Genomic DNA, 23727 nt, shown 5'->3' on the forward strand with positions numbered 1-23727 from the left:
CGAATTTCAGTGCGCCCGCTCCAAAAACTCTAGACTGCGGTCATGGCCAGGCCCAGGAAGTTCGACGAGACGCACGCCCTCACCGCCGCCATGAACACGTTCTGGCGCCAGGGGTACGAGGCCACCTCGACCCGGGACCTGGCCGACTCGACGGGGATGGGCCAGTCGAGCCTGTACAACGCCTTCGGCGACAAGCGCGAGCTGTATCTGCGGGCCCTGCGTCGCTACTACGAGACGCACACCGCGGAGCAGACCGCCCTCCTCGAACAGCCGGGGCCGGTGAAGGACCGGCTCCGGGAGCTGATGGTCCACGCGATCGACGACGATCTCTCGGACCCGGAAGGCTCCGGATGCTTCGCGATCAACGCGTCGGTCGAGAAGGCCGACGCGGACGACGCGGTCCGGGAGGAGGTCCTCCGGCACTTCTCCACCGTGGAGGAGGCGCTGGCGGAGACCCTCGCACGAGGGAAGCGTTCCGGCGAGATCACCGCCGATCGGGACACCCGGACGCTCGCCCGGCAAGTACTCAGCACCTACTACGGATTGCGCGTTCTCGCCCGGGTCCAGAAAGACCGGAACGCCCTGCTCAGCGTCGTCGAAAGCGCCCTCTCCGCGCTGTAGCCGGCCCGCCCTTCCGGGGCCGGGGAACCTGACGGACGACATGACAGAGTGGACCGGGCGCCGTTGCGACCCCTCTGGCCGCCCCGTCAGGGTCTGCCGCGTGAATACAGCCAACGCTTCGTACCGGAAACACCCGTCCGGACATGTCCTCGGCTGGGCGAGCCTGACCCCGGCCGAACTGCGGGTGGCCCGCCTGGTGTCCGAGGGTCTGACCAACCGTGCCGTGGCCACCCACCTGGTCGTCTCACCGCACACGGTGGACAGTCACCTGCGCCACATCTTCATCAAGCTGGGCATCTCCAGCCGCGTCGCGCTGGCCCGCCTGACCGTCTTCAACGACCAGGTGAGCCCGCACGAGCAGCCCGTGGAGAGCGCCGGTCCATCCCGTATCCGCGCCACTTGACGGACTCGGCGGGCCGTCGTTGCGGCCCGGTGGGGGGCCTGGTGATAGTGGATTTCGTACGAATCGGCGCGCCTTCGCAAGGCCCGCGCCGGTCACACTCGTCGACGCTCCGGCATGCCGATGCTGCCAGCCGAGCCGCCGCCGCAGGACGGAAGACGCCGGGCGGGACATCACGTCGACGCGCACGCGTCCGTGCCATCCGCCCGCCTCCACCCCCGCCACCAGCCGGAGTCCATCCGGCACGCCCGCCGAGGGAAACCGATGACCGACATTCTGTCCCACCTCCGCTCCCTACCCGCACTCCAGCAGCCCGACTGGGAGGACCACCCGCGTCTGGCCGAGGTCCGCACGGACCTCGGCCGGATGCCGGCCCTCGTGGACGCCGAGGCCGTCCGCCGGCTGCGCTCCCTCCTCGCGGAGGCCGCCGCCGGGCACGTCCAGGTGATCCAGACCGGCGACTGCGCCGAGGACCCGGCCGAGGCCAACCCCGGCGACGTCCACCGCAAGACCGCGCTCCTCGACGTCCTGGCCGGAACGATGAAGCTCGCCTCCGGCAGGCCCGTCCTGCGGGTCGGCCGGATCGCGGGACAGTACGCCAAGCCCCGCTCGAAGCCCACCGAGACGGTCGGCGGCACCGAACTCCCCGTCTACCGGGGCCACATGGTCAACCGCCCCGAGCCCGACCCGGCGCAGCGCGAGGCCGACCCGGCCCATCTGCTCACCGGCTACCGCGCCGCCAGCGACACCATGCACTACCTGGGCTGGCGCGGCACGGCCGTCCGCCCGGAGCTGGACGTGCCGGTGTGGACCAGCCACGAGGCCCTGCTCCTCGACTACGAGCTGCCGATGCTGCGCCGCGAGCCCGACGGCTCGCTGCTGCTCACCTCCACCCACTGGCCCTGGGTGGGCGAGCGGACCCGGCAGCTGGACGGTGCCCACATCGCCCTGCTCGCCGCGGTCTCGAACCCGGTCTCCGTCAAGGTCGGCCCGTCCATGACGCCCGACGAACTCCTCGCCCTGTGCGACCGGTTGGACGCCCAGCGGCGCCCCGGCCGGCTCACCCTGATCGCCCGCATGGGCGCCGAGAACGCCGCCACGAAGCTGCCGGCGCTCGTCGAGGCCGTCGACCGCGCCGGCCACCCGGTGCTCTGGCTCTCCGACCCGATGCACGGCAACACCGTCAGCGGTCCCGGCGGGCTCAAGACCCGGCTGCTCACGACCGTCGTGAAGGAGATCGAGGCGTTCCAGGACGCGGTCGGCGCGGGCGGCGGCGTCGCCGCGGGCCTGCACCTGGAGACCACCCCGGAGAGCGTCACCGAGTGCGTCGCCGACGCGGACGGGCTCGGCAGCCTCGGCGACAAGTACCTGAGCTTCTGCGACCCGCGCCTCAACCCGCAGCAGGCCGTCGCGGCCGTCTCCGCGTGGCGCGGATGACCCCGCAGGGCGCGCGGACGACCCCAACGACAGGCGTGGACACGGAGGTTACGGACGTGGCAGGAACAGTCGCCCTGGTGACGGGCGCGGCCGGCGGCATCGGCGAGGCGGTCGTCCGGCTGCTGGCCGAGCGCGGCGCCAGGGTCGCCGCCGTCGACCTGGTGCCGGACCGGCTCGCCGAGACCGTGGCGCGGCTGCGCGCCGACGGTCTGGACGTGACCGGCTTCCCGGCCGACGTCACGTCGAGCGCGGACGTCGAGGCCGCGGTCACCCGGATCGAGAACGAACTCGGCCCGGTGGAGCGCCTGGTGAACGCGGCCGGCGTGCTCCGCCTGGCGGGGGCGCACGCCCTGAGCGACGAGGACTGGACGACCACGTTCGCGGTCAACGCGAACGGGGTGTTCCACACCTCTCGGGCCGTGGTCAACCGCATGATCCCGCGCCGGCGCGGCGCGATCGTCACGGTCGCGTCGAACGCGGCGGGCACGGCCCGGGCGCAGATGGCGGCGTACGCGGCGTCCAAGGCGGCCGCGACGGCGTTCACCAAGTGCCTGGGCCTGGAGGTGGCGGAGTACGGCATCCGCTGCAACGTGGTCGCGCCCGGCTCCACCGACACACCGATGCTGCGCGGCATGCACACCGCCGACACCGCCGCGAAGGCGTCGATCGCCGGCTCCCCGGAGGCGTACCGGGTCGGCATTCCGCTGGGCAAGGTCGCCCGGCCCGAGGACGTCGCGCGGGCCGTCGCCTTCCTGCTGTCCGACGACGCGGGCCACGTCACCCTGCACGAACTGACCGTGGACGGCGGTGCCACGCTCGGTGTCTAGTGAAGAGAGGAACGGCCGGCCCATGCCCGGTATCCCCCCGATCGAGTCGTACCCCATGCCCACCGAGGGCGAGCTGCCGGAGAACGTCGTCGGCTGGCAGGTGGATCCCCGCCGGGCCGTGCTGCTCCTCCACGACATGCAGGAGTTCTTCCTCAAGCCGTTCCCCCGCTCCCAGGCGCCCGGTGACGCCCTGGTGGCCAACTCGGCGCTGCTGCGCGAGCGGTGCGTCGAGCTCGGCGTGCCGATCGCGTACACCGCGCAGCCGGGCGACATGACGCCCGAGCAGCGCGGGCTCCTGAAGGACTTCTGGGGGCCGGGCATGAAGGCCACCCCCGAGCACCGCAAGGTGGTCGAGCCGCTCGAACCGGGGCCGGGGGACTGGACGTTCACGAAGTGGCGGTACAGCGCCTTCTTCAAGTCGGAGCTCCTTGAGCGGATGCGCTTCCACCGGCGCGACCAGCTGATCGTCTGCGGTGTGTACGCGCACGTGGGCGTGTTGATGACCGCGGTGGAGGCCTTCACCAACGACATCGAGACCTTCCTGGTGGCGGACGCCGTCGCCGACTTCTCGGCCGCCCACCACAAGCTCGCGCTCGACTACGCGGCACAGCGCGCGGCCCGCGTCGTGTCCGCCAAGGCCGTGCTGAGCGAACTCGACGCGGGCGGCTCGGCGCGCTGAGCGCGCCCACCGCCGAAAGGAAACCCCCATGGCTACCCAGCACAGCGGGCACGACCTGCTGGCACGCATCCTCGACGGCTCGGCCGGCGCGTTCGCCCTGATGCACCGGCCCGAGTCGGTGGACCCGGACACCCTGGAACTGCTGGTCGGCGACGTGGCGGAGATCCCGTCCCTCGCGGACCTCGACCTGCCCGAGGGGGACGGTCCTGGCGCGCGCTCGGAGATCCTCACCCTGATCCCCTACCGCCAGCTCGCCGAGCGGGGCTTCGCCGCCCCCGACGACGGTGCGCCGCTGCTCGCGATGACGGTCCGCGAGCAGGCGGCGGTCCCGCTGCGCGCGACGCTGCCGCTGCTGCCCGACGAGCCGGTGAAGCTGGCCGACGGCCACTTCGACGTCGACGACGAGGCCTACGCGGACATCGTGCGGCGGGTCGTCGCGGACGAGATCGGCACCGGTGAGGGCGCCAACTTCGTGATGCGGCGCTCCTTCACCGCCCAGCTGCCCGGATTCGGCCTGTCCACGGCCCTGTCGTTCTTCCGGCGCCTGGTGCAGCGGGAGGCCGGGGCGTACTGGACGTTCCTCGTGCACACCGGCGAGCGGACGTTCGTGGGCGCGACGCCGGAGCGGCACATCAGCGTCCGCGACGGTACGGCGGTGATGAACCCGATCTCGGGTACGTACCGCTATCCGGCGGCGGGACCGGACCTCGACGGGGTCATGGGCTTCCTCGCGGACCAGAAGGAGGCCGACGAGCTGTACATGGTCGTCGACGAGGAGCTGAAGATGATGGCCCGGATCTGCCCCGGGGGCGGCCGGGTCGTGGGCCCGTACCTGAAGGAGATGGCCCGCCTCGCGCACACCGAGTACTTCATCGAGGGCCGTACCGACCGCGATGTGCGGGACATCCTGCGCGAGACGCTGTTCGCGCCGACGGTGACCGGCTCCCCGCTGGAGAGCGCGGCCCGGGTGATCAGCCGTTACGAGCCGCAGGGCCGCGGTTACTACAGCGGGGTCGCCGCGCTGATCGGCCGCGACGCCGCCGGTGGCCGCACCCTGGACTCCTCGATCCTGATCCGTACCGCCGACATCGACCGCGAGGGCCTGATGCGGATCGGGGTCGGCGCGACGCTGGTGCGCCACTCCGACCCGGAGTCGGAGGTGCACGAGACCCGCGCCAAGGCGGCCGGGCTGCTCGCCGCACTCGGCGACCCGGAGCCGATCCGGTTCGGCGGGCACCCCGCGGTCCGCGAGGCCCTGGACGGGCGCAACGAGCGCATCGCCGACTTCTGGCTCAGGGACCAGGAGGACCGGTTGGGCGCGGCGGGCCCGCTGACCGGCCGGCGGATCCTGGTGATCGACGCCGAGGACACCTTCACGGAGATGATCGCCCAGCAGATCCGCTCGCTCGGCGGCGAGGTGAGCGTCCGGCGCTTCGACGAGCGGTACGGCTTCGAGGAGCACGACCTCGTGGTGATGGGCCCGGGGCCCGGCGATCCGCGCGAGACGGGCGACCCCAAGATCGCGCATCTGCGGTCCGCGGTGGCCCAGCTCCTGGAGGAGCGCAGGCCGTTCATGGCGGTCTGCCTGAGCCACCAGGTGCTCAGCACCCTGGTCGGGCTCGACCTGGTGCGCCGCCCGGTGCCCAACCAGGGCGCGCAGCACGAGATCGACCTCTTCGGCCGGCGCGAACGGGTGGGCTTCTACAACACGTTCGCCGCCCGCTCCGAGGGCGACTCCTTCGAGCACCCTGTGCACGGCCGGGTCGAGGTCAGCCGGGACGCGGCGACGGGCGAGGTGCACGGGCTGCGGGCGGCGTCCTTCGTCTCCATGCAGTTCCACGCCGAGTCCGTGCTGACGGTGGACGGGCCCCGGATCATCGGGGAGCTGCTCGCGGAGGTGGCCGGCTCGTGCGTGCGGTGATCGTCTGGTGGGACCTGGAGCGGTCGGAGCAGACCGTCGAGTCGCTGCGGGGCTTCCTGCGGGACGAGGCGGTGGACCGTTTCTCCCAGGTGCCCGGGCTACGGCTGAAGTTCTGGATCTCCGACGCGGCGACGAACCGGTGGGGGGCCGTCCTGCTCTGGGAGTCGGCCGAGGCCGCGATCCCCCAGCGGGCCGCCGAACTCATCGGGTACCCGCCGACCGAGCGGCACTCCTTCGACGTGGAGGCGACGGTCGAGGGCGTCTTCGCAGTCGCCGCGCTCGCGGGCCGGGGCGCTGCCCTGGAGACCGTCGGCGGCTAGAGGGGTCGGACGGCCTCTCGCTCTCGTGGCCGCACCGGGCGGGGACGGCCTAGGGCCTGTCGTTTGGATCAGGCCGGATCAGGGAGCGGGTTCTGGTGCGTGCGATCGCAAGGCGGAGGAGGGAGTCAACGCGGAGCGTTGGCGACCGACGACAACGCGGCGAGCGTGCGTGCCAGGGCCCGCGAGCCCGGCATGATCCAAACGACAGGTCCTAGCTGCTTTCCGTGTGCGGCGCTCCCTCCGGACCGCCGCGCACGCGGCGGCCGTACTCGCAAAGGACAGCCATGACCATCGCCGTACCGGCGACTCCCGCTCTGCACGCCCGGATTCCTGGGTCGAAGTCGCTCACCAACCGGGCCCTGCTGCTCGCGGCCGCCGCGGACGGCCCGAGCGCCCTCGGTGCCCCGCTGGTCAGCGAGGACACCACGGCGTTCCGCGAGGCCCTGCGCGGCCTCGGGGTCCGTACCGACAGCACCGCGGACGACGACACGTGGACCGTGCACGGCCTGGGCCGCGGCCCGTCCGGCAACGGGACCGTCTGGTGCGCCGACGCCGGTACGGCGGCCCGGTTCCTGCCGCCGTTCGCCGCGACCGGGCACGGGGACTTCGGGTTCGAGGGCTCCGATCAGCTCACCGCCCGCCCGGTGGCCCCGCTCGCCGAGGCCCTGCGGCGGCTCGGGACCGACGTCACCACGGCGCCCGGCGGGCGGCTGCCGCTGCGGGTCCGCTCGTCGGGGCTCGACGGCGGGGAGCTGACCGTGGACTCCTCGCTCAGCAGCCAGTTCCTGACCGGCCTCCTCATGGCGGGCCCACTGATGCGGACACCGCTGACGCTGCGCGTGCCGGAACTCGTCAGCCGGCCGTACATCGACATGACCCTCGCCCTGATGCGGCACTTCGGCGCCGACGTCGAGGAGTCGACGCCCGGAGTGTTCACCGTCCGGCCGACCGGCTACCGGGGCGCCGACCTGCCCATCGAGCCCGACGCCTCCACCGCCTCGTACGTCTTCGCGGCGGCGGCGGTCACCGGAACGAGCGTGCGCGTGGCCGGTCTCGGCCGCGGCAGCCTCCAGGGCGACCTGCGCTTCACCGAGGTCCTCGCCCGCACCGGCGCCCGGGTGGAGACCACCGACGAGGCGACCACGGTCACCGGGACCGGGGCCCTGCGCGGCGGGTTCTCCGTGGACATGGGCGAGATCTCGGACACCTTCATGACGCTCGCCGCGATCGCGCCCCTCGCCGACGCCCCGATCACCATCACCGGCGTGGCGCACGCCCGGCTGAAGGAGTCCGACCGGGTCGCCGCCGTCGAGGGCAACCTGCGCGCCCTCGGCATCCGCACCGAGACCGGCCCGGACCGGATCACCGTCCACCCCGGCACGCCCGCGCCGGCCCGGATCGTCTGCCACCGCGACCACCGCATCGCGATGGCGTTCTCCGTCCTGGGCCTGCGCGCCGAGGGCATCACCCTCGACGACCCGGGCTGTGTCGCCAAGACCTTCCCCGGCTTCCACGAGGAGCTGCACCGGCTCTTCCCCCGCCACTCCGTACCGACCATCTGAGGAACGACATGGCTCACATACTCATCGCCGGCGGCGGCATCGGAGGGCTCGCCACGGCACTGTCGCTGCCCCGGCGCGGCCACCGGACCACCGTCCTCGAACGCGCCGCCACGTTCGCCGAGATCGGCGCCGGCATCCAGCTCGGCCCCAACGCCTTCCACGCCCTCGACCGCCTCGGCGTGGGCGAGGGCGTGCGCGCGCGGGCCGTCTTCATCGACGAACTCCGCTTCATGGACGGCACCACCGGCGAGAAGGTCGCCGCGATGGAGCTGACCGGCGCGTACCGGCAGCGGTTCGGCAACCCGTACGCCGTCGTGCACCGCGGCGACCTGTACCAGCCGCTGCTCGCCGCCTGCCAGGATCTCGAGGGTGTGACCCTGGTCCCCGACGCCTCGGTGGAGCGGTACGAGCAGGACGCCGACGGCGTCACCGTGCACACCGCCGACGGCCGGAGCTTCACGGGCGCCGCCCTGATCGGCGCGGACGGCATCCGCTCCACGGTCCGCGCCCAGATGCTCGGCGACGGCGAACCGCGCGTGTCGGGCCACACCATCTACCGCTCGGTGATCCCGATCGAGAAGGTCCCCGAGGAGCTGCGCTGGAACACCGTCACCCTGTGGGCGGGGCCCAAGTGGCACTTCGTGCACTACATGATCGGCGGCGGCGAGTACCTCAACCTCGCCGTCACCCGCGACAACGGCGCGACCGTCCCCGTCACCGGCCGGGCCACGGAACGGGCGTACGTCCTGGAGCAGTTCCCCGGGATCGGCGCGACCGCCCGGCGGCTGCTCGAACTCGGCGACGAGTGGCGCGAATGGGTGCTCTGCGACCGTGACCCGGTCGACGGCTGGACCGACGGCCGGGTCGGCCTGATCGGCGACGCGGCGCACCCGATGCTGCAGTACGCGGCGCAGGGCGCCTGCCAGGCACTCGAGGACGCGGTCGTCCTCGCGGAGCTGCTCGCCGACGTGGACGGCGCGGCCGTCGTGCCGAGCCTGGAGAAGTTCAACGCGGTGCGCCGCGAGCGGACCGGCCGCACGCAGGAGGTCGCCCGGCTGATGGGCTCCGAGCTGTACCACCCGGCGGGCGAACTCGCCGTGGAGCGCAACCGGATGCTGTCCGCCTTCTCCCAGGAGGAGCTGTACGACCAGGTGTCCTGGCTGCACGGGGACCGCGCCTTCACCGGTGTGTGACCGCGCACCGGCCGGGCCCCCCGTGGTGGTCCGGCCACACCCCGCCCGAAGGGTGCGGGGCGCGGCGGCCGATTCCGTACCGGATGCCCGGTTCACCAGTGGTCCAGGGACCACGAGCGACGGCAGGTGGGTGCCGTGGACACCTCGTCCGCGGCACCCGCCCGGAGCGATCGTGGAGGTGCATCGAAGCAGGCCACGCCGGTGCATCGAAGCAGGCCACCCCCCATGGTTGGAGTGTCGTGAACACAGCAGTCATCAGACGACGGGACTCGGTCCGACCCTTGTCGGTGCCGCGCCAGGGCCGGCGTTCCGCCGGGTCCGCCGTGTCCGACGACACCGTCTCCGAACTCTGCGCGACCCTGTTCTCCTCGTTCCCCAGGAAGGACCAGCGACAGCGCGGCGAGCAGTACCTGCGCGGCCTTCTCACCACCGAGGGACGCAAGACCGCCCGGAACATCGCCGCCCATCTGGGCGCGCCCGCCACGGAACAGACGCTGCATCACTTCATCGCCGACTCCACCTGGAGCTGGCGCCCGCTGCGGGCCGCGCTCGCCGCCCATCTGGAGCGGAAGGCGGCCCCGCAGGCCTGGGTCGTACGGCAGATGTCGGTGCCGAAGACCGGGGACCACTCCGTCGGTGTCGACCGGGGGTTCGCCCCGCACCTACGGCAGTCGTTCCGCGGCCAGCAGTCCGCCGGGGTGTGGCTCGCCTCGCAGGAGCTGAGCGCACCCGTCGACTGGCGCCTGGTCCTGCCCGACCAGTGGGTCCACGACCACGCGCTGCGCGACCGGGCGGGCGTGCCCCGGGAGGCGGGGGCGGAGAGCCCGGAGGAGTGCGCCGTCGCCGTCGCCCTGGAGGCGGGCCGACACTGGGGGCCGCGCCGGCCGGTCCTGATCGACCTGCGGGCCGGTGACGCGCCGGCGGCCGTGGCCCCGCTGTCCGCGGCCCGGGTGCCGTTCCTCGTCCGGATCAACGGCTCCCAGCGGCTGTCGGTCGCGGACCGGGCGATGCCGGGCTTCCGGAGCGGTCCGCTGCCCGCGCAGCAGATCCTCCAGCTGGTCAAGGGCGTGCGGCGGCCGGTGCCTTGGCAGGACGCGGCCGCCGGGCTCGCCCCGCGGATGTCGCTCGCCGCGATGGTGCCGGTGGTCCTCTCGGGCCGCTCGGCCGCGCCGCTCGGGCTCTCCCTGCTCGGTGAGTGGAGCGACCCGTCGCGTCCGCCGTCCGCGCTCTGGCTCACCGGGATGACGCAGCCGGGCCCCGGCCCGCTGCTGCGCCTGACCAAGCTCACCCGCCGGGTCGAGGCCGACTACGCGCGCGTGGGCGAGGAGACCGGGCTTCGGGACTACGTGGGCCGGTCCTTCCCCGGCTGGCACCGCCACATGACCCTGGCCTCCGCCGCGCACGCGGCCGTGGTGCTGTCCCGCGTCGGCTACGACACGGACCGGCCGGCGGAGCTCGCCTCGGCGTGAGGAGCGGTGTCCGCCCGGCGCTGCCGGCGCAGGACCTCGCGGGAGCGGTGGAGCCTCAGGGCGAGCTGCACCTCCAGGGTCCTGTCCGGCCGCTGCCAGGCGTCGCCGAGCAGGTCGGTGATCCGGTCGAGGCGGCGCGACACCGTGTTGGGGTGGACCTTCAGGACGTCGGCGGCGAGGGCCTGGCTGCCGCCGGAGGCGAAGTACGACTCCAGGGTGCCGATGAGGTCGGTCAGCCGGTCGCGGTCGTAGTCGAGGACCGGGCCGATCGCGGACGTTATGTAGCCGTCGACGTCGTGGTCGTCGGAGAGGAGCAGGCCGAGGAAGCCGAGGTCCTTCGCCGAGGCCGTGCTGCCCGTGCCGTCCAGGGCGGTCAGTGCGTCCAGGCAGCGCATCGCCTCCCGGTGCATCCGGCCGATGTCGGCCGCGCCCCGGCCGGGACCGGCCGCGCCCACCGACACGGGGTGGCCGAGCAGCGGTGACAGCTGGTCGGCGACCGCGCGGGCGGCGGCGGAGGCGTCGGTGCCCGGCAGGAGCAGCACGATGTGGCCGCTGTGGACCGTCTTCAGCCCGGTCATCCGGTGCGCGTACGAGGAGGCCCACACCACGGCGCGGCCCTGCTCGCCGCCCTCGGGGTGGGCGACGAGCAGCACGTGCGGTGCCTCCAGGTCGATCCCGAGGCCGCGCGCCCGCTGCACGAGGTAGTGCGTCTGGTGCCCGCTGCGGGCGTGGGCGGCGAGGAGTTCGTCGAAGAGGTCGTCGCGCACGGGCCCCTCGGCGACGGCCGTGCTGCGTCTGAGCAGGAGCTGGATCGCGAAGGTCTGCGCGGTCAGCTGGAGCAGGCCCTCGTCCTCGCCGACGAGCGCCGTGGTCGGCCGGAGCACCAGCACCCCGAGGTCCTCGGCGCCCGCGGTGACCGGGGCGACCCAGGTGCCTCCGGCGGTGACGACGGGGCGCAGATGGGCGTGGGCGTCGAGGGCGGCCTCGGCGACGGCGGGCTCGTCGAGGTCGCCGAGGTCGCCGCTTGCCGCGAGCGGCCGGCCTGCCGGGTCGCGCAGTTGCAGGGCCGAGTCGAGGGCGTCGCCCGCGGCCTTCGCGACGGTGACCAGGTCGGCTCCCGCGAGGACCAGGCCTAGGGTGTGGCTGTGCGCCTCGTTGAGCTGCTGGAGCCGGACCAGGCTCGTCCGCGTACGGAAGCCGTCCAGTTCCAGCCGGCCGACCTCTCCCTGCGCCTGCTCGATGCTGCCCGCCCGTTCGAGGGCGATGGCGGCGAGCGCCGCGAGCGAGGAGACCAGGCCGATCTCGTCCGGGCTGAAGTGGCGTACGGAGCGGTTGCCTCCGTAGAGCACGCCGATGGTCTGGTCGCCGTTGCACATCGGTACGGCCATCAGCGCCTGCAGGCCCTCGGCCCGGACGACGTCGTCGGCGCTCGGGTCGTGCTCGACCGTGTCGTCGTCGAGGTAGTCGGCCGTCCACAGCGGCGCCCTGGACAGCAGGCTCCGGTGGCCGAGGCCGTACCCGGCGGGCACGGAGTGGCCGGTGACGAGCGCGGTGGTCGAGCCGTTGGAGACGGCCACCCGCAGGCCGCCCTCCGGGTCCAGGACGGCGATGGACGTCATGTCGAAGTTGAGCAGCCGCTTGACCCGACGGCAGACCACCTCGAGCAGGGACTCGACGTCGTGGGGTGACGTCAGGTCCCGTGCCGTGTCGACCAGATCGGCCAGGCCGTCCTCGCGCTGGCGGCGCTGCCCCTGCCAGGCCTGCACCCCCCGGGCCAGGTGCACGGCCCGCTCCAGGCGGACGAGGTCCTGGCCCGGGGTGCCCTCGCGGCGGGCGCGCTGCAGGAGCGCGTCGAACCGCCCCGCCGGCGCCTGTTCGGCCAGGAGTTCGAGGACGGCCATCAGGCCGGTGTCATGGATCTGTGGATCCGTCATGGTGTGGGAGCCCCCCGCCCGTCGTACACGTTTCGCCCGCTATCGGTCCGATATCGGTCCGAAACTAGTTCGACGGTGATCTTGCGGTCAACCAGCGACGGGAAGGGGGTGACGGGTGGTGCGCGCGTGACGCAAGGAGTGCAGGACGGGCCCGATCCGGAACGACGGCGCCTGCTCGTACGACCTCCCGGCGAACCCCTGCGCCGCGCCCCGTTCCAACTCCGCGACCAGCGCCGCGTACTGCGGCGGCGAGCTGCGGAACCGGGACAGGAACACGGACAGACCGGAGTAGAGCTCGTGTCGCCGGCCGAGCCTGCGCTGCGCCTCGACCCACAGGTCGAGAGCGCGCAGCCGCGACAGTTCGAGGCGGGCGCCGTGCGCCCTCAGGTGCGGTCCGGCCACCACGCCGGTGTACGCGTCGGCGGTCCACAACTCCAGCGCCTCGCCGAGCCGTTCGGCCGCGGTGCGGTAGTCCTCCAGCTCCATGGCCCGGTAACCGGCGCCGACCGCGCGCTGGAACATCCGGACGTCGGAGCTGCCGCCCCCGGTGCCGAGCAGATAGCCGCCGGCCATGGAGACCACGACGTCGCGCGCGGTCCGGGGTCCGGACGCGGCGGCCACTTCCGGGCCGGCGGGCGTGGCGGCCACCTCCTCGCGACCGACGTCAAGGGCGTCGTCGATGAGCTCCCGGAGCTGGCGGACATGGGTCTCGATCATGTCCTGCGCGTGCCGCGGCGCGCCGTCGGGCCAGAGCTCCTGGGTCAGGACGGCCGTCGGCACGATCCGGTCGGCATGCGCCGCGAGCAGCGCGAGCAGCTGACGGGCTGGTGCCGCCGTGGGAACGATCGGCGTCCCCCTCTCCTGGACAGCGAGCAAGCCCAGCACCTTCAGATCCATAGCGCCCCCTCCATGGTTCACGTACTGCCACCATAAGATAATAATGACCACTTCGTTTTTGGAGGAGTGCATATCTTGACGGCAAGGAAACATTCGCCGGCCAAGAGCGGGCAGGAACGGTCAGCTACCCGGGGGTAACGGTGGGTCAGCTCTGCCCGGTCTTCCGGGCGGAGGGCTTCCTCCGGGCGGCTGGCTTCTTCCTGACAGCCGAGGACTTCTTCCGGGCGGAGGCGATCCGGGGCAGCGCGAGGCGCCTCACCAGGCCGCCGCGATCTCCACACCGAGCCATACGGCCCCGAGCCCGGCGGCCAGACTCCCCACCACGTTCGCCGCCGCGTACCCCTTCGCCCCGTCCTCGTACAGCTTCCATGTCTCGTACGAGAACGTGGAGTACGTCGTCAGGGCGCCGCACAGGCCGGCGCCGAGGAGGAGTTGCGCCCGGGCGGAGGAGACTCCGGTGAGCAGGCCGAGGACGAGGGAGCCGACGACGTTGACGGCGAGGGTGCCCCAGGGGAAGGCGGAGCCGTACCGGGCCTTGAACGCCCGGTCGGCGAGGTGGCGCAGGGGCGCGCCGACGGCCGCGCCGAGGACGACGAGCAGCCAGTTCACGGGCGCTCCTCCCGGTCGGCGGGCCGGCCGGTCCGGCGGAGGGCGGCCCGGGTCGCGGCGGTCGCGGCCACGACGGCGGCCAGGGCGGCGACCACCGTCCCGCCCAGGTACGCCACACCGCGGCCCGTGTCGCCTGCGCTCAACAACCGCTGGGTGTCGAGGGCGTACGTGGAGAAGGTGGTGAAGCCGCCGAGGATCCCCGTGCCGAGGAAGGGCCGCAGGAGCGGCGGGGGCGCGGTGGCGGCCTCGGTGAGCAGGACCATGAGGACCCCGATCGCGGCGCAGCCGATGGCGTTCACGGTGAACGTGGTCCAGGGGAACGCGCCGGCCGGGGTGGGCCAGGCGAGCGCGGCGCCGTAGCGGGCGGTCGCACCGAGGGCCCCGCCGGCGGCCACGGCGCCGACGACCGGCAGCTGTCCGCGGAAGTCCATGGGGCAAGGCTATGTGTCCGGCGAAGCGTGCGAGGCGGACAGGCACGGCGTCTGGCCTGGGGCATTAACCGGAAGCCGGCCCGGCCGCCTCGTCCTGAGATGGTCGGCCCGGCCCCCGGGCCGGTCAAACACCGGGCCCGGAGTCCGTCAGGTCCGTTCGCCAGGCCGGTACGTCGGGTCGGTACGTCAGGTCAGTTCAGCGCGGCCGCGATCAGCAGCCCGAAGGCGGCGACGATGAGCACCGTACGGATCAGGTGCAGGTTGTTCCAGCGCTTCTCGAAGGCCGCCCGGACGGCGGACGGGGACTCACCCGTCCGCTCCGAGGCGGCCAGCGCGTTGTTGAGCGGGATGTTCCCCGCGGCCGTCACCACGTGGTTCAGGACCGCGCAGACCAGGCCGGCCAGGATCAGCCACTTCTGGGTGTCGGAGCGCCCGTCGACCGGCACGAAGAACGCGGCGACCGGGAAGGCCACGACCCCCAGGAACACCACGATGAACACCGCCTTCGGCACGTACTCGTTGATCCGCCGCATGGCGTCGACGAACGCCCCGTCGTCGAGCCGCGCCAGGGCGGGCATGATCCCGGTCAGGAAGATCAGCATGAACCCGGCGTACAGACCGGTGGAGGCGACGGCGAGGGCGAGCAGCGTGGTGGCCATGGGCCCATCATGACGCGCCCGCGACCCGCGCGCAGCGCCTGTGGACAAGCACCTGTGGACAAATAACGGTCAACCCACGGCCAACCCACGGTCGGCCGCGGTCGGCTGCGATTCAGCCACCGCCCCGCCGCGGTCAGCCGCTGTACGGATCACCCGATTCCGCTCCACCCGTGCCCCGATCGGCCTCGGGCCCGCGCAGCGCGGCCGCCTTCCGGATCGCCTCCGTCAGCTCCCTGACCACCTTGGAACCCGACCGGTCCGCGATCCCCTGCGCGTGCTCCGCGAGCTGGGTGAGGCGCGGCGCGCCCGGCAGGGCGCCGCCCCGGAGCCGGTCGGCGAAGTAGGCGCTGATGGCGGTCAGTTGCAGGCTGTCGTGGCCCTGCGACCAGAGCGCGGGGGCGAGCGCCCCGGTCCCCACGGAGCCCGACGCCTCGCGGGGTGCGCGGCTCTTCGGGTCGAGCCAGCGGACCGTGGCCGTGGCCAGCGGACCGCTGCGGCCCTCCCGGGTCTTCACGGCGTACAGCGCGGTGACGGTGTGGCCCGCGCCGACCTCGCCGCCGTCCACTCGGTCGTTGCGGAAGTCCTCGTCGGCGACCTCGCGGTTCTCGTAGCCGATGAGCCGGAACTGTTCCACGGTCTTCGGGTCGAAGGCGACCTGCGCCTTGGCGTCCCGGGCGCGCAGCTCGACATGGGTGGGCAGCTGGTCCACGAACACCTTGCGGGCCTGCTCCGGGGTGGAGACGTACGTGGTGTGCCCGTCGCCCTTGTCGGCGAGCTGTTCCATGAACGCGTCGCCGTAGTCGCTGCCGACGCCGACCCCGAAGAGCGTGATGCCGTACTCCCTGCGCTCCTCCTCGATCCGGTTGAGGATCGACTGCGCGTCGGTGTCGCCGGTGTTCGCGAGGGCGTCGGAGAGCAGGACGACCCGGTTGGTGGCGCCCTCGCGGTGGCCCTCGACGGCGACGTCGTAGCCGGTGCGCACCCCCGCCTCCACATTCGTGGAGGAGGTCGTCGCGAGTCCGTCGACGATGCCGTGGATGCGCTCGCGCTGCCCCTTGACCCGGGTCATGGGGAGCCGGGTCTCGGCCTCGTCGCTGAAGGTGACCAGGGCGACCGAGTCGTCGTCGCGCAGCTCGTCGGTGAGGATGCCGAGGGACTCCCTGACCAGGTCGAGGCGGCCGGTCTCGGCCATCGAACCGGAGATGTCGACGACGAAGGTGAGGGCGGCGGGCGGCCGTTCGCCCTGCCGGTCCGCCGCCGCGGTGGCGAGCCCGACGCGGACGACCGACCAGCCGTCCTCGCCGGTCCTGGCGCCGTCGACCGTCACACCGAAGCCGTCGCCCTTCGGGCGCGGGTAGTCGGGACGGAAGCTGTTGACGAACTCCTCGGGCCGCACGGACGCCGGGTCCGGCAGCCGGCCCGCGTCGAGGGTGCGCAGGGCGTAGCCGTACGACGCGGTGTCGACGTCCAGGGCGAAGGTGGAGAGGTAGTCGGCGGGCGGGCGGGCGTCCCGCTGCTCGCCCTCGGGGGCGACACCGTCCTTGTCCGTACCGCCGGTTCCCGTGCCGCTGCCGCCGGTGACGGTGCCGCCCGCGTCGGGGCGGGACTCGCCGGGCGCGTGATTGCCGCCGTCGGCGGCCGTCGACCGTTTGGTGTTCCCGTTGCCCGCGCAGCCGGTCAGGACGAGTCCCGCCGCCAGAATCCCGGCCGCAGTGCGCGCCCAGTCGTGTCGCCTCATGCCATCTCCCCCTCAGGGTCCGTCACTTGTGAATGTGACGTCCGGGGAGGGCGGAAGGAGCAGACGAGGGAGTTGCGGATGGATCTCAATGCGGCAACGGCGCCCCGGGCACCCTCCCGTGGCATGGACTCGCCAGCTTCCTCAACAGGGGTTGTCACCGTACGCAGTCACGTGCGTACATGGAGTGGCACACCGGTCGGGCGGGGGTGGTCAGCGGTGGGTGAGACTGCGGGATCCGTGATGCTCGCGCGATCGGCGATGAACAGGGCCGTGCCGGAGGCCCAGCGGCCGCCGGGCCGTCCCGTGCGTGGTGCGCGGCGGATCGGCGCGGCGCTGGCCGCGCTGGCCTCCTCCACGCGCCACGAGTTGCTGACCTTCGACGACCCGGCGGCCTCCGTGGGCCGTGCGATCCCCGAGCCGTTCCTGGAGTTGGCGGGAGCGTGCATGCGGGCCGCGGCGGAGCGGGCGCCGGAGGTCAGACGGATCGTGCCCCGCCACGCCCTCCCCCAGGTGGCGGGCGCGGTCCGGATGCCGGGGCGGGCGCGGCTCGCGGACTCGATCCCGTTCAAGATGATCGTCGTCGACCGGACGGTCGCGGCCGTGCCGCTCGATCTCGACCTGCTCTACAACGGGCTGCTGCTGATCCGCGATCCGGTCGTCGTGCAGGCCCTGGTCCGCGCCCACCACGCGAGTTGGGACGCGGGCGAGGAGCTGACCGGCGCGACGACCCCGAGGGCCGGGCTCCCCCCACAGCTCCGCCCGGTCCTCGAAGCCCTCCTCGCCGGACTCACCGACGAGACGGCCGCGGCCCGCCTCGGCATGTCGGGGCGGACGTACAGCCGCCGGGTCGGCGAGCTGATGCACGCCCTCGGCACGACGAGCCGCTTCCGCGCGGGCGCGGAAGCGGCTCGAAGGGGGTGGCTGTGACGGGGCGGGAGGTTGTGACGCGCCCACCGACGTGGCGCACCCGCCGACCATGGCGCACCCACCAACCGCGGCGCACCCGCCGCCCATGGCTACGAAACGATGTCCTTCCGGGCGAAACCCCGGAAGGCGAGCGCGAAGAGGATCACCGCGTATGTCACCGAGATCGCCGTCCCCTTCACCATCCCGCCCCACTCCAGCTGCGGCTGGAGCGCGTCCACCCAGGCGTACTGCCAGTGCGCGGGTACGAAGTCGCGCCAGGAGCCGAGCGCCGTGACGGCGTCCAGGACGTTGCCGATGATCGTCAGACCGACCGCTCCGCCGACGGCGCCCAGCGGGGCGTCGGTGCGGGTGGACAGCCAGAACGCGAGCCCGGCCGTGACCAGTTGGGAGACGAAGATGAAGGCGACGGCAAGGGCGAGCCGGGCCAGGGTCTCGTCGGCGGGCAGGGCGCCGCCGGTGGGCAGCTTCAGCGGGCCCCAGCCGTAGGCGAACGTGCCCGCGACCAGCGCCACCAGCGGCAGCAGCACCAGCGCCGCCGCGCTGAAGCCGAGCGCGACCGCCAGCTTGGACCAGAGCAGCCGGCCCCGGGGCACGGGTGCCGCGAGGAGGTAGCGCAGCGAGGACCAGCTCGCCTCGGAGGCGACGGTGTCCCCGCAGAACAGCGCGACCGTCACCACGAGGAGGAAGCCCGCCGAGACGAAGAGACAGGTCGCGGCGAAGTTCGCCGCCGACGCCGTCGCCGTGTCCATCAGCGTGATCCGGCCGTTGCCGCCGTCGCCGTCCTGCTCCCCGCCGATCGCGAAGGCGATGATCAGGATGAACGGCAGGGCGGCGAGCACCGCGCCCATGACCAGGGTGCGGCGCCGCTTGAGCTGCCGTACGGCTTCGACGCGCAGGGGCAGGGTGCGCCGCGCCCGGTAGCCGGGGGCGGTCTCCACGAGCTCCGCCGGTTCCGCGGTGGTCGTGCTCATGCGGATCCTCCTCCGATCAGGGTCAGGAACGCGTCCTCGAGGCGCCGGTGCGGTCCCACACCGGTCACGGGCACGTCCAGGCGGACGAGTTCGCCGATCAGGCCCGTGGCGTCGCCGCCGTCGAGCCGGACGAGCAGCCCGCCCTCGGTCCGTACCGCCGAGCCGACGCCCGGCAGCGCGCCGATCTTGTCGACGAGCGGATCGGGGACGGTGTCGCCGAGGGTCACCAGCAGGGTGTCGCCCGCGCCGGTGATCTCGCCGACAGGACCGGCCTGCACGAGCTGCCCGCGGTCCATCACCACGAGATGGGTGCAGGACTGCTCGACCTCCGAGAGGAGGTGGCTGGAGACGATGACCGTCCGGCCGCCGGCCGCGTACCGGATCATCACGTCCCGCATCTCGCGGATCTGTGGCGGGTCGAGGCCGTTCGTCGGCTCGTCGAGGATCAACAGGTCCGGCAGGCCGAGCATGGCCTGGGCGATCGCGAGGCGTTGCCGCATGCCCTGCGAGTACGTCCGTACGGCCCGGGCGAGGGCGTCGCCGAGGCCGGCGATCTCCAGGGCCTCCTCGATGTGGGCGTCCTCGGCGGGCCGGCCGGTGGCCTGCCAGTACAGCTCCAGGTTGTCCCGCCCGGAGAGGTGCGGCAGGAACCCGGCGCCCTCCACGAAGGCGCCGACCCGGGAGAGGACCGGGGCGCCGGGGCGGATGGCCTGCCCGAAGACCCGGATCTCCCCGTCGTCGGGGGTGATGAGCCCCATGAGCATGCGCAGGGTCGTGGTCTTCCCCGCGCCGTTGGGCCCGAGCAGCCCGAGGACCTGCCCCTGCTCGACCCGGAACGAGAGGTCCCGTACGGCATAGCGGTCGGAGGACTTGGCGTACTTCTTCGCGAGCCCGGTGATCTGCAGCGGTACGGAGGCGAGTTCGGGGTCCGGTGCGGGCGCCGCGACCCGGCGCCGACCGGTCACGAGCAGCGCGGCGGCGATCAGCGCGCCCGCGAGCGGCAGCCCCCACACCCACCAGGGCAGCGCGGCCGCCTGGGTGGACACGGCGGGCGCGGTCGGCACGGTCAGCGGGGACTCGACGGCGACGGTGTACGTGGCCGGGGCGGCCGGCGAGGCATAGCCGAGGTCCGTGGCCGAGAGCACGAGCCGCAGCCGGTGACCGGCCTCGACCTCGTGGTCGATCGCGGGCAGCGTCAGCTCGACGCTCCGGCCGCCCTTGCCCGCGCCGTCGACGCGGACGGGGGCGACGAGCTGCGCGGGCAGCACCTGCTGCCGGCCGTCAGGGCCGACGTCGTAGACCTTGCCGAAGAGGACGGCGGAGCCGTCCGGCCTGTCCGAGGTGACCTTGACGCGGACGGTCGGCGTGCCCGTGATCCGTACCGGCTCGGTCTGCGGCTTCGCGTCGAAGCGGGCGTACTGCCCGGGGAAGTCGAGGGAGAGCCCGACGCCGAACGAGGAGAGCTGGGAGAGTCCGCCGCCGATGCCGGGGACGGCGGAGATGGCGGGCGGGCTGGCGCCCGCGGGGTTGGCGAAGGACTGCGGCCGGCCGCCGCCGAACGGGACGGACAGCGTCCCACCCGTGAGCCCCGGATAGCGGTCGGCGGAAGCGCCGCGCAGCTGCGCCTGGCCGTCGGTGGAGTCGACCCCGCCGGCCCGGCTGACGCGGAACGCGGGCCCGGTGTCGGCGCTCTTGTCCTGCTTCAGGTACCGGTCGAACCAGTCGCCGATCCGCGCCTCGACCCGCTCGGTCTCGCGGTCGCCGCCGTCGTGCCCACCAGAGATCCAGTCGACGGCGACGGGCGCGCCGTTGCCGCCGATCGCCTTGGCCATGGCGTCGGCGTGGTCGAGCGGGAAGAGGGAGTCGCTCTGGCCCTGGACGATGAGGGTGGGGACCTTGATCCGATCGCCGACGGCGGAGGGACTGCGGTCCTCGAGAACGGACCGAGCGGCGGCATCCGGCTTGCCCGCGACGGCGACGCGCTCGTACATCCGGCACAGCTCGTCACTGAACCGCCCGCAGGCACCCTTGTCGGGTCCCGCGCCGGCGGAGAAGAAGATCCCGGCCCAGAGCTTCTTGAAGACACCGTTCGGGAAGAGGGCGTCGGCGAGGTTCCAGTACGTGATCTGGGGGGCGATCGCGTCGACGCGGGTGTCGTACCCGGCGGCGAGCAGCGAGACCGCGCCGCCGTAGGAGGCACCGGAGACGCCGACGCGCGGGTCTCCGGCCTTGTCGAGCTGGACCTCGGAGCGCTGGGCGAGCCAGTCGATCAGCCGCTGGACGTCCTTGACCTCGTGGGCCGGGTCGTTGAGGCCGATCCGCCCGGTGGAGGCGCCGAAACCGCGCGCCGACCAGGTCAGGACGGCGTAGCCGTCGCGGGCGAGCTGCTCGGCCTGGGCGCGGACGTCGTCCTTGGAGCCGCCGAACCCGTGCCCGAGCAGCACGGCGGGCCTGCGCTCGGAGGCGGCGCCGGAGGTGAAGAAGGAGGTGTCGATCCGCGCCCCCGGCATGTCGAGCTGCTGGTCCGCGCGGTGCACGGGCGGTGGTTCGTCGGAGGCGACGGCGGTCCAGGTACCGGCGCCCGCGAGCACGGCGAGGGCGGCCGTGACCGCGGCCCACCGGGGAAGTCGGAATGGCATGGTGTCGAGCGTATGCGGGCCGCCTGTGCGACTCGGCTGTCCAGGGGCGGAAATCGGCGGCCTCCTGGAGTCGTACGCCGTACCGTCCCGTACACCAGACGCGGTACGAGGCGAGGGGCTGGGATGCGGATCAGACAGGCGAAATCGGTGGCGGAGCTGATGGCGGCAGGCCACCTCTACGACTCCCCACCGAGAACGGCCTGGGCGGAGGCGTTCCTGGCGGCACACGGCCACCTGATGCTGATCGCGTACGCGGAGGACGGCTTCCCGGCGGGCATGGTGTCGGGGATCGAGATGCTGCACCCGGACAAGGGGGTGGAGCTGTGCCTGTACGAGCTGTCGGTGGACGAGGCGTACCGGCGGCGGGGCGTGGGGCGGGCGCTGACGGAGGCGCTGGTGGCCGAGGGCCGGGAGCGGGGCTGTTACGACGTGTGGGTGGGGGTGGAGCCGGACAACGAGGCGGCGTTGCGGACGTACCGGGTGGCGGGGGCGCGGGACGAGGGCGGGTTCACGATGCTGACCTGGGAGTTCGAGGTGAAGGACCGGTGAGGGGACCGAAGGCGCTCTTGTACGCCCCATGACAACGCGAGACTCTGTGGCGCACCACGCACCCCGTACTTGCCGGTAACCCGGACAACGAAAGGTTCAGGTGCCCCACCACATGACGCGAATACCTCGCCGCGCCGTAGCGCTCGTGCCCGTCCTCGCGCTCGCCGCAGGCCTCCAGTTGGCGGTCTCCCCCACAGCGCAGAGCGCCCCGGTCGTGGGCGATCTCCGCCTGGCCCCGACCTCGCTGGCCATCGAGAACAGCTGGATCGTGGTCCTGAAGGACGGCTCGACCCGCGCCACGGACCTGGGCGTGACGCCGAAGCACCAGTACAGCAAGGTCCTCAAGGGCTTCTCGACCACCATGTCGAAGGACAGGGCCTCGGCGCTCGCCAAGGACCCGCGCGTGGCGTACGTCGAACAGAACGCGACGGTCCACATGACCGAGACGCAGCCGGGAGCGACCTGGGGCCTGGACCGCGTGGACCAGCGCGACCTCCCTCTGTCCACGACGTACACGTACACAACGCAGGCATCGAACGTGACGGCATACATCATCGACACCGGAATCCGCACCTCGCACAGCGAGTTCGGCGGCCGGGCGACGGTGGGCACGGACACGGTCGGCGGCGGCCAGAACGGCCAGGACTGCCAGGGCCACGGCACGCACGTCGCGGGCACGGTCGGCGGCGCGAAGTACGGCGTCGCGAAGGGCGCGAAGCTGGTGGCGGTACGGGTCCTGGACTGCAACGGGTCCGGTTCGACGGCCGGGGTCATCGCGGGCGTCGACTGGGTCACGGCCAACGCGGTCAAGCCGGCGGTCGCCAACATGAGCCTGGGCGGGGGCGCGAACACCTCGCTCGACGACGCGGTGAAGCGCTCGATCGCGTCGGGCGTGACGTACGCGGTCGCGGCGGGCAACGGCAACTTCCTCGGCCTGCCGGCCCGGGCCTGCAACTACTCCCCGGCGCGCGTCCCCGAGGCGATCACGGTCGGCGCGACGGACTCCGCCGACAAGCGGGCCTCGTTCTCCAACTACGGCACGTGCGTGGACCTCTTCGCGCCGGGCGTCTCGATCACGTCGGCGTGGAAGGACAACGACACGGCGACGAACACGATCTCGGGCACGTCGATGGCCTCCCCGCACACGGCAGGCGTGGCGGCCCTCTACCTGTCGACCAACCCGACGGCCACCCCGGCCCAGGTCTCCACGGCTCTCGTCAACAACGCCACGCCCGGCAAGGTCGGCAACCCCCTCTCGGGCTCCCCGAACAAGCTCCTGCACTCTCTCTTCTAGCCGCCGAGCCGCCCGAGGAGCCCACCCTCCACCGGATACGGCACCTCCTCGGGCACCATCCGCTCGGCCTCGTCGAGCCGCCCCTCGCGCACCAGTGCGTGCACATCGTGCGCGAGGGCGGTGACATCCCGTACGGAAACGATCCACTCATCGGCATACCGCCGCGAGGCCTCCCCGGAGAGCCCCAACTGCAGGGACCGATGAGGCAGGGCACCAAGACGCAGATCCCGCTCGGGATCCCACTGCACGCGAGCGGGGGCAAGCCTCAACTCCCGCTTCCAAGCAGCCTGGTCCGCATGGAACCCCCGCACGTAATGCGACAGACAGGCGTGCCGCAGGGCCCACTCGAACCCCTCCCGCGTGATCTCCACGGCAAGAACGGTCTCCTGCCCCTCCTTGAGCCCCCACCCGCACCGGTACATCATCCACAGGAACGACGGCTTGACCCACGTCATCCGCTCCCGCTTCCACCCCCCGGGAAACCGCCCGTCCCGAGCGGCCGGCACCCCGATGGCGGAGTCGTACGCCTGATACACGGTCACCGTCGACTCGCTGTACTGGGCCCGGATCTGATACTTCGGCGGAACGACAGACATGGCCCCAGGGTGCGCGGCAACGCGGCCGCGGGCCAGTCATTTACGCGGGCCTGC

The 23727-nt window shown here is 72.8% G+C and carries 22 protein-coding genes; 13 read left to right on the forward strand and 9 right to left on the reverse strand.

The features are described from left to right. Positions 1 to 42 precede the first annotated feature (42 nt). From ACWCO8_RS28160 to ACWCO8_RS28205, 10 genes are all read left to right on the forward strand, one after another. Complete coding sequence (locus ACWCO8_RS28160) at positions 43 to 621, forward strand: TetR/AcrR family transcriptional regulator (RefSeq protein ID WP_451034622.1); 579 nt, start codon at positions 43 to 45, stop codon at positions 619 to 621. Between the two features lie 100 nt (positions 622 to 721). Beyond that, positions 722 to 1024 (forward strand): response regulator transcription factor, encoded by a 303-nt coding sequence (locus tag ACWCO8_RS28165; RefSeq protein ID WP_362006805.1) that lies wholly within the window; start codon positions 722 to 724, stop codon positions 1022 to 1024. 261 nt (positions 1025 to 1285) lie between these two features. After that, positions 1286 to 2458 carry a 3-deoxy-7-phosphoheptulonate synthase gene (locus ACWCO8_RS28170; protein ID WP_451034623.1) on the forward strand — a complete coding sequence of 391 codons (1173 nt, stop codon included), beginning with the start codon at positions 1286 to 1288 and terminating at the stop codon, positions 2456 to 2458. Between the two features lie 56 nt (positions 2459 to 2514). After that, complete coding sequence (locus tag ACWCO8_RS28175; RefSeq protein WP_451034624.1) at positions 2515 to 3285, forward strand: 2,3-dihydro-2,3-dihydroxybenzoate dehydrogenase; 771 nt, start codon at positions 2515 to 2517, stop codon at positions 3283 to 3285. A gap of 22 nt (positions 3286 to 3307) precedes the next feature. Then, positions 3308 to 3964: an isochorismatase family protein gene (locus ACWCO8_RS28180; RefSeq protein WP_451034625.1), complete on the forward strand. Its 657-nt coding sequence runs from the start codon at positions 3308 to 3310 to the stop codon at positions 3962 to 3964. Positions 3965 to 3992: 28 nt separating this feature from the next. Continuing rightward, a complete protein-coding gene (locus ACWCO8_RS28185; RefSeq protein WP_451034626.1) occupies positions 3993 to 5885 on the forward strand; it encodes an anthranilate synthase family protein in 1893 nt (630 codons plus the stop codon). Continuing rightward, a complete protein-coding gene (locus ACWCO8_RS28190) occupies positions 5873 to 6205 on the forward strand; it encodes a hypothetical protein (RefSeq protein ID WP_451034627.1) in 333 nt (110 codons plus the stop codon). Before ACWCO8_RS28185 ends, ACWCO8_RS28190 begins: the two co-directional genes overlap by 13 nt. Positions 6206 to 6489: 284 nt before the next feature. Continuing rightward, a complete protein-coding gene (gene aroA, locus ACWCO8_RS28195) occupies positions 6490 to 7767 on the forward strand; it encodes a 3-phosphoshikimate 1-carboxyvinyltransferase (RefSeq protein WP_451034628.1) in 1278 nt (425 codons plus the stop codon). A gap of 8 nt (positions 7768 to 7775) precedes the next feature. Then, positions 7776 to 8960, forward strand: coding sequence for a 3-hydroxybenzoate 6-monooxygenase (locus ACWCO8_RS28200; protein WP_451034629.1), 1185 nt, complete (start codon positions 7776 to 7778; stop codon positions 8958 to 8960). 239 nt (positions 8961 to 9199) lie between these two features. Beyond that, a complete protein-coding gene (locus ACWCO8_RS28205; RefSeq protein WP_451034630.1) occupies positions 9200 to 10429 on the forward strand; it encodes an IS701 family transposase in 1230 nt (409 codons plus the stop codon). Here ACWCO8_RS28205 and ACWCO8_RS28210 read toward each other — a convergent pair. The 6 genes from ACWCO8_RS28210 to ACWCO8_RS28235 form a co-directional block, all read right to left on the reverse strand. Continuing rightward, entirely contained in the window at positions 10390 to 12363 is a 1974-nt protein-coding gene (locus ACWCO8_RS28210; protein ID WP_451034631.1) for a GAF domain-containing protein, read from the reverse strand. The two genes, ACWCO8_RS28205 and ACWCO8_RS28210, sit on opposite strands and share 40 nt — an antisense overlap. 87 nt (positions 12364 to 12450) lie before the next feature. Beyond that, a complete protein-coding gene (locus ACWCO8_RS28215; RefSeq protein ID WP_451034632.1) occupies positions 12451 to 13260 on the reverse strand; it encodes an AfsR/SARP family transcriptional regulator in 810 nt (269 codons plus the stop codon). A 255-nt stretch (positions 13261 to 13515) separates the two neighbouring features. Beyond that, the gene (gene crcB / locus ACWCO8_RS28220) at positions 13516 to 13869 is read right to left on the reverse strand and encodes a fluoride efflux transporter CrcB (protein ID WP_451034633.1); all 354 of its coding nucleotides are present in this window, start codon (positions 13867 to 13869) and stop codon (positions 13516 to 13518) included. Beyond that, entirely contained in the window at positions 13866 to 14300 is a 435-nt protein-coding gene (gene crcB, locus ACWCO8_RS28225) for a fluoride efflux transporter CrcB (RefSeq protein ID WP_451034634.1), read from the reverse strand. The genes crcB (ACWCO8_RS28220) and crcB (ACWCO8_RS28225) overlap by 4 nt, the downstream gene beginning before the upstream one ends. Positions 14301 to 14491: 191 nt before the next feature. Next, the gene (locus ACWCO8_RS28230; RefSeq protein ID WP_451034635.1) at positions 14492 to 14959 is read right to left on the reverse strand and encodes an anthrone oxygenase family protein; all 468 of its coding nucleotides are present in this window, start codon (positions 14957 to 14959) and stop codon (positions 14492 to 14494) included. 133 nt (positions 14960 to 15092) lie between these two features. Next, complete coding sequence (locus ACWCO8_RS28235) at positions 15093 to 16697, reverse strand: YfbK domain-containing protein (RefSeq protein ID WP_451034636.1); 1605 nt, start codon at positions 16695 to 16697, stop codon at positions 15093 to 15095. 240 nt (positions 16698 to 16937) lie between these two features. On the opposite strand from ACWCO8_RS28235, the gene ACWCO8_RS28240 reads away from it, so the two are divergent. Continuing rightward, entirely contained in the window at positions 16938 to 17624 is a 687-nt protein-coding gene (locus tag ACWCO8_RS28240; protein ID WP_451034637.1) for a DNA-binding response regulator, read from the forward strand. Between the two features lie 89 nt (positions 17625 to 17713). Here ACWCO8_RS28240 and ACWCO8_RS28245 read toward each other — a convergent pair whose 3' ends face one another. Continuing rightward, positions 17714 to 18595, reverse strand: a complete 882-nt coding sequence (locus tag ACWCO8_RS28245; protein ID WP_362006845.1) for an ABC transporter permease — start codon at positions 18593 to 18595, stop codon at positions 17714 to 17716. After that, on the reverse strand, positions 18592 to 21234 hold the full coding sequence (locus ACWCO8_RS28250) for an alpha/beta fold hydrolase (RefSeq protein WP_451034638.1): 2643 nt from the start codon (positions 21232 to 21234) through the stop codon (positions 18592 to 18594). Before ACWCO8_RS28250 ends, ACWCO8_RS28245 begins: the two co-directional genes overlap by 4 nt. Positions 21235 to 21357: 123 nt before the next feature. On the opposite strand from ACWCO8_RS28250, the gene ACWCO8_RS28255 reads away from it, so the two are divergent. Together ACWCO8_RS28255 and ACWCO8_RS28260 are read left to right on the forward strand one after the other, a co-directional pair. Next, positions 21358 to 21783 carry a GNAT family N-acetyltransferase gene (locus ACWCO8_RS28255; protein WP_451034639.1) on the forward strand — a complete coding sequence of 142 codons (426 nt, stop codon included), beginning with the start codon at positions 21358 to 21360 and terminating at the stop codon, positions 21781 to 21783. Between the two features lie 112 nt (positions 21784 to 21895). Then, positions 21896 to 23077, forward strand: a complete 1182-nt coding sequence (locus tag ACWCO8_RS28260; protein ID WP_451034640.1) for a S8 family peptidase — start codon at positions 21896 to 21898, stop codon at positions 23075 to 23077. Here ACWCO8_RS28260 and ACWCO8_RS28265 read toward each other — a convergent pair. Beyond that, positions 23074 to 23673, reverse strand: a complete 600-nt coding sequence (locus ACWCO8_RS28265; RefSeq protein ID WP_451034641.1) for a DUF4291 domain-containing protein — start codon at positions 23671 to 23673, stop codon at positions 23074 to 23076. The genes ACWCO8_RS28260 and ACWCO8_RS28265 overlap by 4 nt on opposite strands. Positions 23674 to 23727: the final 54 nt, after the last annotated feature.

This window comes from Streptomyces sp. NPDC001927, from assembly GCF_053594455.1.